Here is a 13705-nt window from a genome sequence, read left to right on the forward strand (position 1 = left end):
AATGATCAGCGATATTCAACAAGATGCCGCCAGCCGTATGGTAAAAAGCATCGAGTCCTTACAAAAAGCATTTACCAAAATAAGAACCGGCCGCGCGCATCCCAGCTTGCTGGACCAAATCAGCGTCACGTATTACGGTAACGAATCGCCCTTGTCGCAGGTTGCCAACGTCTCTGTCGAGGACGCGCGTACCTTGAAAGTCGTGCCTTGGGAAAAGAGCATGATCCAGGCTATCGAGAAAGCCATCATGTCGTCCGGCTTGGGCTTAAATCCCGCCACGCAAGGTACCGTCATCAGACTGCCGTTGCCGGCGCTGACCGAAGAGCGTCGTCGTGATTTGGTTAAAATCGTCAAAAATGAAGCCGAACAAGGCCGCGTAGCGATTCGCAATATTCGCCGCGACGCCAATGCCGCGATCAAAGATGCTTTGAAAGAGAAATTAATTTCTGAGGACGATGCGCGTCAAGCCGAAGAAAAAATTCAGAAGCTCACCGATCAATACATCAAGGAAGTAGAGAAGCATCTTGAAGAAAAAGAAGCCGATTTGCTTTCCATGTAATCGAGAGGCGTGATGACTGCTGCTGACAACGATAAACCGGCGATAAATAACGGCAATCCACGGCATATTGCCATCATCATGGATGGCAATGGTCGCTGGGCGCAAAAACGCTTGATGCCCAGGATCATGGGGCATTACGCTGGTGTGAAGGCGGTCAGGAAGATCGTCGAGTATTGTGCCAAAGAGAACATTGAAGTGCTGTCATTGTTCGCTTTCAGCAGCGAAAACTGGCGCAGGCCGCAAGATGAAGTGAGTTTGTTGATGGAGCTGTTCATGAACACACTGCAATCCGAGGTCGATAAACTCGACAAAAACAACATCAGACTGAAAATCATCGGCGATAAAAGCGCGTTTCCGGAAAAACTGCGGGAAAAAATCGCCGCAGCCGAAGGACAGACCGCACAAAACGACGGATTGACATTGCTGATTGCCGCTAACTACGGCGGACGTTGGGACATCACCCAAGCTTTGCGGCAAATCGTCGCTGGGGTGAAATCGGGCGAGATCGACGAGCAAGCCATTTCCGAACAACTCGTCAATCAATATCTGGTGACCGCTGAGTTACCCGAGCCTGATTTGTTTATTCGTTCCGGCGGAGAGGAACGGATCAGTAATTTTCTTCTGTGGCAACTGGCCTATACCGAATTTTATTTTACCGATGCGCTTTGGCCGGATTTCGATCAGCAAGCATTGGAAAAAGCTATCGGCAGCTTCAAAGGCCGGCAAAGACGTTTTGGGCACACTGGCGAACAAGTCATCGATAACAGAGTTCTCTAGGGATTTTTTCTATAACCATAATAATTAAAAAACCACACACATGTTATTAAAACGCATCTTAACCGCGCTAGTACTGGCTACCGTGGTCATCACGGCAGTTATGCTGCTGCCAGCCCTTTATTTCTCCCTATTTATCGCTGTGGTTACACTGATCGCCGCCTTCGAATGGATGGCCTTGACTGACGTAAACACGCTTATCCGCAAAATACTTTTCCTCTTGTTTTTAATTGTGCCGATGTTGGGCGTTACTTATTGGACGGTATTGCTGGAGTTGCTTAGCGAGGCGATGGAATGGCCGGAAATCAAAGACTATTCGGATGCTTTAGAGTGGTTTGTTATCGCTCCGGTGCTGTTCTGGGTGCTAACGATGGTTTTGATCAGAAAAGCCGGTCCGCAGTTGTTGAATATCGAGTTCAAGGCACGGCTCAAGACTTTCAGCGGTTGGTTGGTATTGCTCTCTGCCTGGATGTTTCTCAGCAAATTAAGAGCGTATTACGGTCCTGGCATGGTGATCTACTTTTTGCTGTTGATTTGGGCCGCGGATATTTCCGCCTTTTTTGCTGGTAAAACTTGGGGTAAAGATAAACTCGCGCCAGAAATAAGTCCGGGTAAAACCATTCAAGGCATGTATGGTGCTTTAATTTCCGCGGCTGTCTGCGGCATAGGTTTTACTATTTATGGTTGGATTACCGCGACTCAGCCAGAAGATGTTGACTCCGGAACGTTGCGCTTCCTCAATGGATTGGTGTGGACCGATATGTTGATATTGTCGGTGATGACCGTGTTGATCTCAATTTACGGCGATTTGTTTTTCAGTCTGATAAAACGCAAAAAAGGTGTTAAAGACAGCGGTAACTTGTTACCCGGTCACGGTGGCATTTTGGACAGAGTGGATAGCATCATTGCTGCCGCGCCTTTTTTCTATGCAGGGATTTTATTGATTGGTAGGGTGTTTTACGCATGAAAGGTCTTTGCATACTCGGAGCCACCGGCTCGATTGGCGTCAGCACTTTAGATGTGGTTGCGCGCCACCCCGACCAATATAAAGTGGTAGCGTTAACCGCCAACGGTAATATCGACGCCTTGTACGAACAATGTTTGGCCCATCGTCCGGAGTATGCAGTAGTTGCCAATCCGGATAACGCTCAAGCATTCGAGGACAAAATCGCCGGTTCGCCTCTTGCCGATATTAAGGTGTTAGCCGGCGCGGACGCCTTGACGCAAGTAGCAACCTTGGACAATGTTGACGCAGTGATGGCCGCTATCGTCGGCGCAGCAGGTTTGTTGCCAACTTTGGCCGCAGCAAAAGCTGGCAAAACGGTATTGTTGGCTAACAAGGAAGCCTTGGTCATGTCCGGGCAAATCTTTATGCAAGCCGTCGCCGAAAACGGCGCGACCTTGTTACCGATTGATAGCGAACACAACGCAATATTTCAGTGCATGCCTGCTGGCTATACGACCGGGCATACTGCCAAACAGGCCAGACGTATTTTGTTGACCGCATCCGGCGGTCCGTTTCGGCAAACGCCAATTGCCGATTTGGATACTGTGACCCCCGAACAAGCGGTCGCGCATCCGAAATGGGATATGGGCCGAAAAATTTCGGTGGATTCCGCGACGATGATGAACAAAGGCTTGGAGTTGATCGAGGCCTGTCTGTTGTTCAATATGGACCCGGATGCGATTCAAGTAGTGATTCATCCGCAAAGTATCATTCACTCCATGGTGGATTATGTCGACGGCTCTGTGTTAGCGCAAATGGGCAACCCCGACATGCGCACACCTATCGCGCACGCCATGGCTTGGCCGGAGCGCTTTGACTCCGGCGTGGTGCCGCTGAATATTTTCGAAGTCAAGCATATGGATTTCGAACAACCTGATTTGCAACGTTTCCCGTGTTTGCGGCTGGCCTACGAAGCTATCAAAGCTGGCGGCATTATGCCGACCGTTTTGAACGCCGCGAATGAGATTGCCGTGGAAGCCTTTTTGAACGAGCAGGTACGCTTTACCGATATTGCGCGCATCATAGAGCGAAGCATGGCCCAATTTACTGCCGATTGCGCCGATACGCTCGAACACGTCTTGGCAGCCGACCAGCAGGCCAGAGACGTTGCGAATAAAGTGATCGCCGAACTCAAACAATAGATTTGATGGATACTTTGCACACTTTGTTTTATTTCACCGTCGCCATCGCGGTACTGGTGGCGTTTCATGAGTACGGCCATTTTTGGGCGGCACGCAAGGTTGGCATCAAAGTTATCCGTTTTTCCATCGGTTTCGGCAAGCCGTTAATCAGCTGGCAAAAAAGCTCGGCCGATACTCAATTCGTCGTCGCTGCCATCCCGTTGGGCGGCTATGTGAAAATGGTCGACGAACGCGAAGAAGCCGTAAAGGCGGAAGATTTACCTTTCGCCTTCAATCGGCAGCCGTTATTAGCCCGAACCGCCGTCGTCGCAGCCGGACCGATTGCCAATTTACTGCTGGCCGTGGTTTTATTTTGGTTGGTGTTGGTCATCGGTGAAGCGGGCGTTAGACCGGTTATCGGTGGAGTGGAGGCCGGATCTCTGGCCGAGCAGGCCGGTTTTGCGGCAGGGGACGAAATAATCAGCGTTGATGAGACTGCCACGCCTACCTGGATAGAAGCTCTGGACACCTTGTTGACCTCGGCGATTGACGGTAAAACCGAAATAAGCGTAGTGACTAAAGCGATAGACGATAGTCAACAAGTACGCTTGATTCACTTGACCGAACAAGACGTACAAACCCCGGAAATGCTACATAAGCGATTGGGTCTGAAACCTTGGGTGCCCACTATTAAACCGGTTATCGGTAAGGTGCTTGAGGATGGGGTTGCCAAACAAGCCGGTTTACAAAGCGGTGATTTAATTATCAGCGCAGACGGCACCGCCATTACCGACTGGCAACAATGGGTAGATTATGTGCAGGCCCGGCCGGATGTTGAAATTAAGTTATTGCTGGAGCGTAGCGGCGCGCCATTATCCTTAAGCATAACGCCGCGTAGCGAACAGCAGGGTGAGGGCAAGGCTGTCGGCAAAATCGGCGCCGGTGTGGATACGCCGAAAGACTTGCTGGACTCCATGATGGTGACACATGCTTTGTCTCCCTGGGATGCGGTTCCGGTCGCCGGAAAGCGAGTTTGGTTTTACGCGGTGACCACATTAAAAATGATGGGAAAAATGGTGGTAGGTTCGGCTTCCGTCGAGAATTTGAGCGGTCCCATCAGTATCGCCCAATATGCCGGTCAATCGGCTGAAATGGGATTTACGGCGTTTCTGAAGTTTCTAGGCTTGGTTAGCGTCAGTCTCGGTGTGTTGAATTTGCTGCCTGTCCCGGTGTTGGATGGTGGTCATTTGCTGTTTTTCGCCGTTGAGGCCGTAAAAGGCAGCCCGATTCCGGAAAGAATACAACTGTATTTTCAACAGGCCGGCATGTTGCTGTTGATGCTGCTGATGGGTCTGGCGATGTTTCTGGATATAGGCAGATTATTTCAATAACGCTGAACAAAGCAGTCGCGTTGTGGTCAACCACATTCATTTCTAATCTTCCCTGGTAATTACATGAAAAAAATCACATACACGCTGGCTCTGACGCTACTGGCTTTGACTAGTCCAGCATTATTTGCCGACGAAGCCGCGATAAAAAAAGCCTTGAGTAACTTTATGCCGGGCGGGCAGGTTGACTCGGTGAAACCATCGGAAGTCAAAGGTCTGTACGAAGTGTCTATGGGCGGCAATATCTTTTATTCATCCGAAGACGGTAAATATTTACTGCAAGGGCAATTATTTGACGCCGAAGCAAAGAAAAATATCACCGAATCTAAGCTGGCTGAGGTGCGTAAAGCCTCGCTGGATAAAGTCGGCGAACAAAAAATGATTATTTTCAAACCGGAAAACAGCAAACATGTCGTGTCTATCTTTACCGACATCGATTGCGGTTATTGCCGTAAGTTGCACTCTGAAATCGATCAATACATGGCGCAGGGCATTACGATACGCTACATGTTCTTCCCTAGAGCCGGCAAAGGGTCGGATTCCTATAAAAAAGCAGTGTCAGTCTGGTGTGCCGCCGACAAAAACAAAGCATTAACCACCGCGAAGAAGGGTGAACATCTGGACGCGAAAACCTGTGAAAATCCAGTGGATGAACATATGGCCTTGGGTGAAGCGTTCGGTATGAATGGCACACCGATGATAGTCACGCAAAAAGGTAATATCCTGCCCGGCTATGTGCCTGCCGCGCAGTTGGCAAAAGTGCTGGCCAGCGAATAAGCAAATACAAAAAACCGCCAGCTTTCGAGTTGGCGGTTTGATGGGTTAGAAAGTTATCGGATCGTCACTTCTACCCGACGGTTTCGCGGTTCGGACGTTTCATCGCCGGTCTTGATCAACAAATTCTTTTCGCCGTGCGATGTCACGGCGACCTCTTTGACATCCATTTTGCCGGCATCGAATAACTTGCTGACCTGAACGGCGCGCTCATTAGCCAGCTTTTCGTTTTTGCCGGCATCGCCCACGGTGTCGGTGTGGCCTATCACTGAAATATCGGCGGCCGGATGTTTGCTGGCGGCTTCGATGATCTTCGGAATCAAGGCCGCAGAATCCGCGGTCAGCTTGGTGCCGCCGGTTTCAAAATACAATAAAAATGTTTCCGGTAATACCGGCTCGGAAGCTAAGGCTCGACCAAAGTCCTTATTGATCTTCTCTTGTTCTACTTTGAATACGGTTTTAGAGTTATCCAGAGCCGCACCAAAACCGGCTTGTTCAACCACGGTTTCGCTGCCGGCACCGCTGAAAATCACTTTTCCGGTTGAGCCGTCGTGATCTTCCAGTAAGACCAAATAAGATTTGGCGCAACCGCTTAAAGCCAGCGCGACTGCGAATGTTAAGGTTTTGGGTATGGAAATTGTCGTCATGGCAAATACTCAGTTTAATCTTCAACTTTGACTAAAAAACGTGTGCCTCTTACCGCAATCACGCCGGTGGGGGTTTTTACCGTTACCGCTTCCGGTTTGAGTTTGGCGATGACGCCGGAAATATAGTGCAGGGTGCCTTTTAATAAGCTGGCGTTTAATTGCAATTTGTCCTGTTGTGGTTCGAATTGATATGCTTCTATTTTGAATTCGGTATTCGGGCCGATCGACAAAATGGTATTGTCTTTCAGCGTTACCCCGGCTGCGCCGTTTTGGTCGGTTTTGATAACGTTGCCGACATGAATCGGCGAACCAAGGCTGGCTTTGATTGGGCCGCTACTCTCGTCAATAGTCGTTTGATCGTTGATGGTTTTGATGTAGCCGATGACTGTTTCATCGGCCGATGCCGCATTCGGCATGCAAAGGGCTAACCCCAGGCTACAACAGGCGAAAAGACGTTTCATAATGGCCTCTACAAACGGTGTTTTGGGACATCAATAGCCGCGCGGGCGGTATCGAAATTCAGCGTGTAAGTATAGACAGCATTTAATTGTTGTCAGATTCAAGAGCTTATTTGTTTTAGGGCTATTCGTACGCCGCTTTTATATATTGTCTCACCGGCGAAGGCGGGAGCCTGGTGGCTATGTGGGATTCGGTTCGTGGTCTGGCTTTCTGGCGCGCGCTCACTATCGGAAACCAGCGCTCATAGAAGGGTTACCTGCATTAGATAAAAGTCTAAGCGGCTTAACGGGTCAGCAATTCCACCCAGAACGTGCTGCCCACACCCGGCGTGCTGCTAACCCCGACGGTACCGTTCATCAATTCCGCCAGTTGTTTGGTAATAGCCAATCCAATACCGGTGCCTTCTATTTCGGTATTATCCGCACCCAGGCGCTGAAACGATTGGAATAACAATTGTTGTTGTTGCTCCGCCAGACCGTTGCCGGTATCGGTGATAGAAATTCTCACCCGGTTATCGTCCACCCGTCTGCTGCTCAAGTTGATGGAACCGTGGGGGCGATTGTATTTCACGGCGTTGGACAAAAAATTCAATAAAATTTGTTTGGCGCGTTTCGGGTCTGCTTGCAACTCAATGTTCTCGGGTAAGCAATTATCGACAAGCAACGCCAGACCTTTATTTTGCGCCAAGGGTGTGATCAGGGTTTGGCAATCCTTGATCAGCTCCGCCAAATTGATGCTGCCGATATTCACGCTGATTTTGCCGGACTCGATTTTAGCCAGATCCAAAAGCTCGTTAATCAGCCCGAGCAAGTGCAGGCCGGCCTTGAGTATTTCATTCACCGAGTCCAGGTGAGTTTCAGCCAAAGGATGTTCCTGGTCGTCCATTTGCATCAGCTGCGCAAAACCGATAATGGCATTTAGCGGGGTACGTAATTCGTGGCTCATTTGCGACAGAAATTGGCTTTTGGCCAAGCTGACTTGTTCGGTCCGGTTAATCAATTCCCGCATTACCGTTTGTTCTTCGGCTTTTTTCAGCAGCATTTTCGCCATGAGCATCCGCTCGCCAATATCGTTGATGGTCAACACCGTGCCCATCAGTGCGCCCCGACTGCCTATCAAAGGGGCGATGGTCAGATTCGCGTTCATCGCATAATGGTCGGAAATGGATAAGCGGGTATTGCTGATTTTCAACGGTCCTTGATTGATGACGCTTTGTTGTATCAATTCTGCGATTCGATGCGGTTTGCCGTCTATTTCCAAATTAAAAATGTCGTCGATATTTTGACTGCTAGTCTTGGGACGTTTGCTGCCGATGATGTCCAGAGCGGCGGCATTCATGTATTCAATCGAGCCTTTGTTATCGGTGGTGATTACCCCATCGACGATAGCGTTTAAGGTGATATAGGCGCGCTTTCGTTCTGCGAATAAGGATTGGATCAGTTTCTCAAAATGCCGCCAGCTGCGCAGTGGATAGCTGATTATTAACACCAGTAATGCCACGGACGGTGCAAACCAATAGTGGCTGGTATGCAGTAAGACTAAGCAAAACAGTAAAATTGCCATGGACAGCATAGAAACCGCCAGCGCCAGCCAGCGCAGTGAAAAACAGGTGCTGATCTTGATGGCGATCCCGGCTATGGCCAGGCTTAACAGAAATTGCCAATGGCCCGGTAGCGGTTGCCAAAGCGTTTGCTTAATCAGGCCATCCAAGCCGGCTGCGACGAAATCCACACCGCTCATGGGCCGACTACCGATAGCCAGAGGTGCCGGCAGGTCACGTTCTATACCGCTGGCGGTGAGCCCGACCAATACGTATTTATCGGTGAATAATTGTCCGGACACATTACCCGACAATACGTCCAAATAAGAAACCCTAATGAAATCACTATCCGGCGCAAAGAACGGCAACCACACCCGGTAATCGCCATGAATGCTTTCTGGCGTTGTTTCGATCCGTAAGCCCGGTAAATCGGCAAGTATCTCCGGATGGCTCAACGCATAAATAGCCAGTGGCATCGCCGACCACTGCGAGTCGCCCAAGGACAATCGCAATAAAATGCTTCTACTGATGCCGTCTTTGTCCAAATCGACATTGGCGTGCCCCAGGACTGCATGTTTGGCATAGTCCGGCAAGGGCAGCGTTTCCACCATCTTGTTATCGTTTTGTTCGATAATTACCGGCAGTACGACCTGTCCATAATTGGCTAGAGCACGGCTTAAGTGCGCGTCCAACTCAGGATGTTGCCGATCCGCTTCGGAAAAAATAAAATCCAGCCCAATTGCCTTGGGTTTTGCCGGTGCTAGCGTCTCCAGTAGGCGAGCGTGAATATCTCTTGACCAAGGCCAGCGCCCCAGTTTTTGCAGGCTTTTTTGATCGACTTCGATAATGACAATATCTTTTGAAGCCGGTGTAGCCAGCAGCTTTAGTTGGGCATCATAAATCCACCGATCAAAGCGCCACAGTGCATCCGTATAGCTTAAGCCGACTGTAAATAGTATCAGCAGCAAGACGATCAATGATTTTTCGAAGCGGCAAGTCGCCATGGAATTTACTGTGAAAGTGGAAATACTAGGAAAAGTATACTAGTTGCAACCGCAAACAGTTAATGTAAAACAAGGCTTTCCGCTGTTAATGGCCTGACAGCAGGGCGCAAATTGTCTTGAACCCGCAACCCGCCACTATCAACGCTTGTTAGCTTTTAGCAGCGCTTTCAATCGATATAAAGCGTCCAATGCTTGCCGAGGACTTAAATGATCGGGATCGAGTTCTTCCAGCAGCACGACCGCCGGATGGCATTCCTGACTGGTGAATAAATCAAACTGGTTGATTTCGCTATGATTTTGCAGCTCGATATAGGCGGTGTTTTCCAGTTGGGCCAACTTGTTTTTGGCGTTGGCAATCACACTCTGCGGCACGCCGGCCAGTGCCGCCACTTGTAAACCGTAGCTTTGACTGGCCGGACCGTCTTTCACGGCATGTAAAAATACGATCTTGTCGCCGTGTTCCATCGCGTCCAAATGGATGTTATGGATATTGCCTTGTTCTTCGGCCAACGTGGTTAATTCGAAATAATGGGTCGCGAATAGCGTGAATGCCTGAGTGTGGCGAGCCAAATAATCGGCGCAAGCCCAAGCCAACGATAAGCCGTCGAAGGTGCTGGTACCGCGGCCGATTTCATCCATCAATATCAAGCTGTTGCTGGTGGCGTTATGCAGAATATTGGCGGTTTCCGACATTTCCACCATAAAAGTCGAGCGGCCGCTGGCCAAATCGTCGGAAGCACCGATGCGGGTGAATATCTTGTCTATCGGTCCGCAGCGCAGTGCTTGCGCCGGCACATAACAGCCGATGTGAGCCATCAGCACAATCAATGCCGCTTGGCGCATATAAGTCGATTTACCGCCCATGTTCGGACCGGTGATCACCAGCATCCGCCGCTCTGTTGAGAAATTAAGATCGTTGGCGACGAAGGGAATACTGGATAGCGTTTCCACCACCAGATGCCGGCCGGCGATAATGTCGATGCCCGGCTGTTGGTCCAATATCGGTTGGGACAAGTTTAAGGTTTCGGCACGTTCGGCAAAATTGACCAGCACATCCAGTTCGGCCAAGGCATTGGCGCACTGCTGCAGATCGAGTAACGCATTGCCTAGCGTTTCCAGCAACTGATCGTATAAGGCTTTCTCGAAGGACAGGGATTTTTCGCGGGCACTTAGCACCTTGTCTTCAAAAGATTTAAGCTCCGGCGTGATGTAGCGCTCCGCACCTTTCAGCGTTTGTTTGCGGGTGTAATGCACCGGGACTTTGTCGGCTTGGGCATTGGAAATCTCGATGTAATAACCGTGCACTCGGTTGTAATTGACCTTGAGTGTAGCGATACCTGTAGCCGCTCGTTCGCGCAGTTCCATATCGATCAGAAACTGGTCGGCGTTTTGACTGAGATTACGCAACTCGTCCAACTCAGGATGATAACCGGGGGCAATCACACCGCCGTCGCGAATCAGCACCGGCGGATTGTCTATGATGGCGCGTTGCAACAGGGCCAGTAATTGCGGTTGTTCGCGCAATTGCGTTCGCAGGCTTTCCAGATGCGGATTGTCGCTATCGGCCAGTTGGTTTTGCAGTTGCGGCAAAACCGCCAAGGTCTGTCGCAATACCAGTAAATCACGTGGTCGCGCTGACTTCAAAGCAATCCGAGAGCTAATCCGTTCTATATCGCCCACCTGACGCAGGCTGGCTTGTAGATCTTCATGTAAATGATTCAGCAACAGGCTGGCGATGCAGGCGTAACGGCCATTGACAACGGCATGATCGCGTAGCGGTCGGTGTATCCAACGCCGTAGGCAACGGCTGCCCATCGCGGTGGCGGTTTTGTCCAACACCCCCAACAAGGTGTATTGCATTTGGCCGCTGGGATGGCTGTCCAGCTCCAGATTACGGCGGCTGGCGGCGTCCAAGCTAATGCTGTCGTCGCTGTTCTCGACGCGGATGCCTTGAATATGGGGCAGGGCGCTTTGCTGGGTATCGCGGATGTATTGCAACAAACAACCTGCCGCGCAAATGGCCGACGGTAAATGTTCGCAGCCGTAGCCTTTTAAATCGTGGCTGTTGAACTGCTTTAAAATCAATAGCCGACAACTATCCAAGTCAAAATGCCAGGGCGGCCGTTTGCATAAGCCCCGGCGTTCCTTGATGGCCGACGGCAGTTTAATATCCTCGCTATACAACAATTCAGCCGGGTTCAAGCGCTCGATCTCGCTAAGTAGCTGGGTTTCGCTGTCCAATTGCTGTAGTGTAAATTTCCCGCTGCCTAAGTCCAGGCAAGCCAGCCCGAAGAACTTGTCGAATACGGCTAAAGCCACCAGCAGGTTGTCCTTGCGATCCTCCAACAACGCTTCGTCGGTGACAGTGCCTGGCGTGACGATGCGCACCACCTTGCGTTCTACTGGACCTTTGGATTTGGCCGGGTCGCCGATCTGCTCACAGATTGCAATCGATTCGCCTTGTTTAAGCAGGCGGGCGATGTAGTTTTCCGCTGCATGATAAGGAATGCCGGCCATAGGGATGGGTTGGCCGCCGGACTGCCCGCGAGCGGTCAGCGTAATATCCAATAACTGCGCGGCCTTTTTCGCATCATCGAAAAACAGCTCGTAGAAATCTCCCATTCGGTAAAACAACAGCGTGTCAGGCTGGCCGGATTTGATGCGCATATATTGTTGCATCATCGGGGTGTGCTGTGTTTTGTTGCCTTGCCTGCTGTCTTGTTTTGTTTGGATATTCATTCGTAAGCTAATGAAATAACAGATAATATGTCTATGTTGTGAGCCGGGTTCACTCCAGCTACACTTTTCAAAACTTCCCTGCACTTTGCTGTTTAGTATAGGTTTTAGTATAGGGTTTTTCGAGTTATACTCGTGTCATCGATCAACATAAAAAACCTATACTAAAATGCAATTCGATGCCCGCACCGCTAAAGCTTTGCAGCCAGGACAGCATATGGCTTTTGACGATTACCCAGGACTGCGTTTGTCTGCCATGGCAAAAGTGAGAACTTGGTTTTATCGGTATAGAAGCACTGTTGATGGACGCCTTAGGCAGGTGTCAATTGGTCATTGGCCATCTATGTCATTTCCCGTGGCTATTGTCGCTTGGGAAGCTTTGAAAAACCAGCGTGATTCTGGTAATGATCCTGTATTAGAGGCAAAGCAAGCTAAGTTAGAGGCAAAAGCTTTAATATTAAAACAAGAGGCGGCAAATTCTGAAAACGCTTATACAGTTAGAGTGCTGTGTGATGAATATTTAGCTGGACATGTTTGTCGCCACAGAGCCAAAAAAGGTTCTACTGAAATTACTAGGATGTTTAACACAATGCTGGGTGATATGGCGGATTTACCATCCACTGCAATTACCCGCTCAATGGCTTTTGATTTGATTCAAAAGTACGCCGCAATATCGCCCGTGCAGGCCGGAAAATTACGATGTGAGTTAGGAGCAGCATGGGATTATGCAATGGATGCCGGCAGACTACCTGAAGCTGCAGTAAATTGGTGGCGCTTAATTTTACGTGGAAAAATTAGATCAAAAGGAAAGACCATAGAAGGTAAGAACATCGGCGTGGTCAAACGCGTACTCACTGAAGACGAAATCGGAGAATTGATAGCTTGGCTTCCAAATTTCGCACCGATAATTACTGACGTTCTAATGTTATATCTTTGGACCGGAACTCGCGGCTCAGAAATTGTCGGCATGTCAGGAACTGAAATTAGTGAAGAGGGCGGTCAAGTTTGGTGGACGATACCGAAAATTAGAACGAAAAATGCTCGACATGAAACTGCTACAGATCAAAGGGTGCCCTTATTCGGTAGGGGTTTGGCAGTGGTGTTACGGCGGAAAAAATTGTATGGAGACGGTTTTCTATTTCCATCCCGTCATAAAGTGGGGCACATCGAACAAAAATACGTCACTGAACAGGTGTTTTATAGACAGCCCTATAGTCAGATACGCCCTGAGCAGGTGAGGCCTCGATTAACGGTGACTCATTGGGCACCGCATGATTTGCGACGGACTTCACGCACCTTGCTTGCAAAATTAGGATGTCCAGATTCCGTAGGTGAAACGATTCTCGGTCATATGTTACCCGGTGTGGTAGGAACTTATAATCGGCATCAATATGACGATGAAAAACGCCTATGGCTCTTTAATCTGTCAGAGCATCTTGAGTCATTGGCAAATTTCTAGATTTAGGTTTGCCGTTGCGTCCGCCTATTGCCGTATTAGGAGGGGGTAATAAATCGGAAACAGGACGCGACTCAGCCCATTCTTCAATTTCGCGTAGTAACCAGCAGGAACGGCGTGCAGATGCTTTACGAGGCTTAGGGAACTCATCGGCACGAATCAATGATTGGATGGTAGATTCAGAAAGCCCTGTGACTTCTGAAACCGCCTCAAGATCAATCATGATGGGTCTCAATACCGA

12 protein-coding genes are annotated in these 13705 nt (G+C 49.6%); 7 read left to right on the plus strand and 5 right to left on the minus strand.

Annotated elements, in window-relative coordinates; all coding sequences use genetic code 11:
• Position 1: 1 nt before the first annotated feature.
• The 6 genes from frr (at position 2) to CWO84_RS12490 (ending at position 5625) form a co-directional block, all read left to right on the plus strand.
• Complete coding sequence (gene frr / locus CWO84_RS12465; RefSeq protein WP_020481855.1) at positions 2-559, plus strand: ribosome recycling factor; 558 nt, start codon at positions 2-4, stop codon at positions 557-559.
• 12 nt (positions 560-571) lie between these two features.
• On the plus strand, positions 572-1336 hold the full coding sequence (locus CWO84_RS12470) for an isoprenyl transferase (RefSeq protein WP_084153436.1): 765 nt from the start codon (positions 572-574) through the stop codon (positions 1334-1336).
• Between the two features lie 40 nt (positions 1337-1376).
• Positions 1377-2300: a phosphatidate cytidylyltransferase gene (locus CWO84_RS12475; RefSeq protein WP_033158770.1), complete on the plus strand. Its 924-nt coding sequence runs from the start codon at positions 1377-1379 to the stop codon at positions 2298-2300.
• Complete coding sequence (gene ispC / locus CWO84_RS12480) at positions 2297-3481, plus strand: 1-deoxy-D-xylulose-5-phosphate reductoisomerase (protein WP_033158769.1); 1185 nt, start codon at positions 2297-2299, stop codon at positions 3479-3481. The genes CWO84_RS12475 and ispC overlap by 4 nt, the downstream gene beginning before the upstream one ends.
• 5 nt (positions 3482-3486) lie before the next feature.
• Positions 3487-4851 (plus strand): RIP metalloprotease RseP, encoded by a 1365-nt coding sequence (rseP, locus tag CWO84_RS12485; RefSeq protein ID WP_033158768.1) that lies wholly within the window; start codon positions 3487-3489, stop codon positions 4849-4851.
• Between the two features lie 63 nt (positions 4852-4914).
• A complete protein-coding gene (locus CWO84_RS12490; RefSeq protein ID WP_033158767.1) occupies positions 4915-5625 on the plus strand; it encodes a DsbC family protein in 711 nt (236 codons plus the stop codon).
• A 53-nt stretch (positions 5626-5678) separates the two neighbouring features.
• Here the strand turns inward: CWO84_RS12490 and CWO84_RS12495 are convergent, their stop codons facing one another.
• The 4 genes from CWO84_RS12495 to mutS form a co-directional block, all read right to left on the minus strand.
• Complete coding sequence (locus tag CWO84_RS12495; protein ID WP_051670395.1) at positions 5679-6269, minus strand: OmpA family protein; 591 nt, start codon at positions 6267-6269, stop codon at positions 5679-5681.
• Between the two features lie 14 nt (positions 6270-6283).
• A complete protein-coding gene (locus tag CWO84_RS12500; RefSeq protein ID WP_225892855.1) occupies positions 6284-6730 on the minus strand; it encodes a FecR family protein in 447 nt (148 codons plus the stop codon).
• A 280-nt stretch (positions 6731-7010) separates the two neighbouring features.
• Positions 7011-9272 (minus strand): CHASE2 domain-containing protein, encoded by a 2262-nt coding sequence (locus CWO84_RS12505; protein ID WP_051670393.1) that lies wholly within the window; start codon positions 9270-9272, stop codon positions 7011-7013.
• 138 nt (positions 9273-9410) lie between these two features.
• Positions 9411-12011, minus strand: a complete 2601-nt coding sequence (gene mutS, locus CWO84_RS12510) for a DNA mismatch repair protein MutS (protein WP_033158765.1) — start codon at positions 12009-12011, stop codon at positions 9411-9413.
• 166 nt (positions 12012-12177) lie between these two features.
• On the opposite strand from mutS, the gene CWO84_RS12515 reads away from it, so the two are divergent.
• Positions 12178-13467: a tyrosine-type recombinase/integrase gene (locus CWO84_RS12515; RefSeq protein WP_101052973.1), complete on the plus strand. Its 1290-nt coding sequence runs from the start codon at positions 12178-12180 to the stop codon at positions 13465-13467.
• Here CWO84_RS12515 and CWO84_RS12520 read toward each other — a convergent pair.
• On the minus strand, positions 13427-13687 hold the full coding sequence (locus CWO84_RS12520; protein WP_203531396.1) for an AlpA family phage regulatory protein: 261 nt from the start codon (positions 13685-13687) through the stop codon (positions 13427-13429). The genes CWO84_RS12515 and CWO84_RS12520 overlap by 41 nt on opposite strands.
• Between the last annotated feature and the right edge of the window lie 18 nt (positions 13688-13705).

Source organism: Methylomonas sp. Kb3, assembly GCF_002834115.1.
Taxonomy (GTDB): Bacteria; Pseudomonadota; Gammaproteobacteria; order Methylococcales; family Methylomonadaceae; genus Methylomonas; species Methylomonas defluvii.

What these genes read in the sequence shown, in the direction of transcription:
- frr (WP_020481855.1), top strand. Translation starts at nt 2, where the DNA reads ATGATCAGCGATATTCAACAAGATGCCGCCAGCCGTATGGTAAAAAGC.
- CWO84_RS12470 (WP_084153436.1), top strand. Translation starts at nt 572, where the DNA reads ATGACTGCTGCTGACAACGATAAACCGGCGATAAATAACGGCAATCCA.
- CWO84_RS12475 (WP_033158770.1), top strand. Translation starts at nt 1,377, where the DNA reads ATGTTATTAAAACGCATCTTAACCGCGCTAGTACTGGCTACCGTGGTC.
- ispC (WP_033158769.1), top strand. Translation starts at nt 2,297, where the DNA reads ATGAAAGGTCTTTGCATACTCGGAGCCACCGGCTCGATTGGCGTCAGC.
- rseP (WP_033158768.1), top strand. Translation starts at nt 3,487, where the DNA reads ATGGATACTTTGCACACTTTGTTTTATTTCACCGTCGCCATCGCGGTA.
- CWO84_RS12490 (WP_033158767.1), top strand. Translation starts at nt 4,915, where the DNA reads ATGAAAAAAATCACATACACGCTGGCTCTGACGCTACTGGCTTTGACT.
- CWO84_RS12495 (WP_051670395.1), bottom strand. Translation starts at nt 6,269, where the DNA reads ATGACGACAATTTCCATACCCAAAACCTTAACATTCGCAGTCGCGCTG.
- CWO84_RS12500 (WP_225892855.1), bottom strand. Translation starts at nt 6,730, where the DNA reads ATGAAACGTCTTTTCGCCTGTTGTAGCCTGGGGTTAGCCCTTTGCATG.
- CWO84_RS12505 (WP_051670393.1), bottom strand. Translation starts at nt 9,272, where the DNA reads ATGGCGACTTGCCGCTTCGAAAAATCATTGATCGTCTTGCTGCTGATA.
- mutS (WP_033158765.1), bottom strand. Translation starts at nt 12,011, where the DNA reads ATGAATATCCAAACAAAACAAGACAGCAGGCAAGGCAACAAAACACAG.
- CWO84_RS12515 (WP_101052973.1), top strand. Translation starts at nt 12,178, where the DNA reads ATGCAATTCGATGCCCGCACCGCTAAAGCTTTGCAGCCAGGACAGCAT.
- CWO84_RS12520 (WP_203531396.1), bottom strand. Translation starts at nt 13,687, where the DNA reads ATGATTGATCTTGAGGCGGTTTCAGAAGTCACAGGGCTTTCTGAATCT.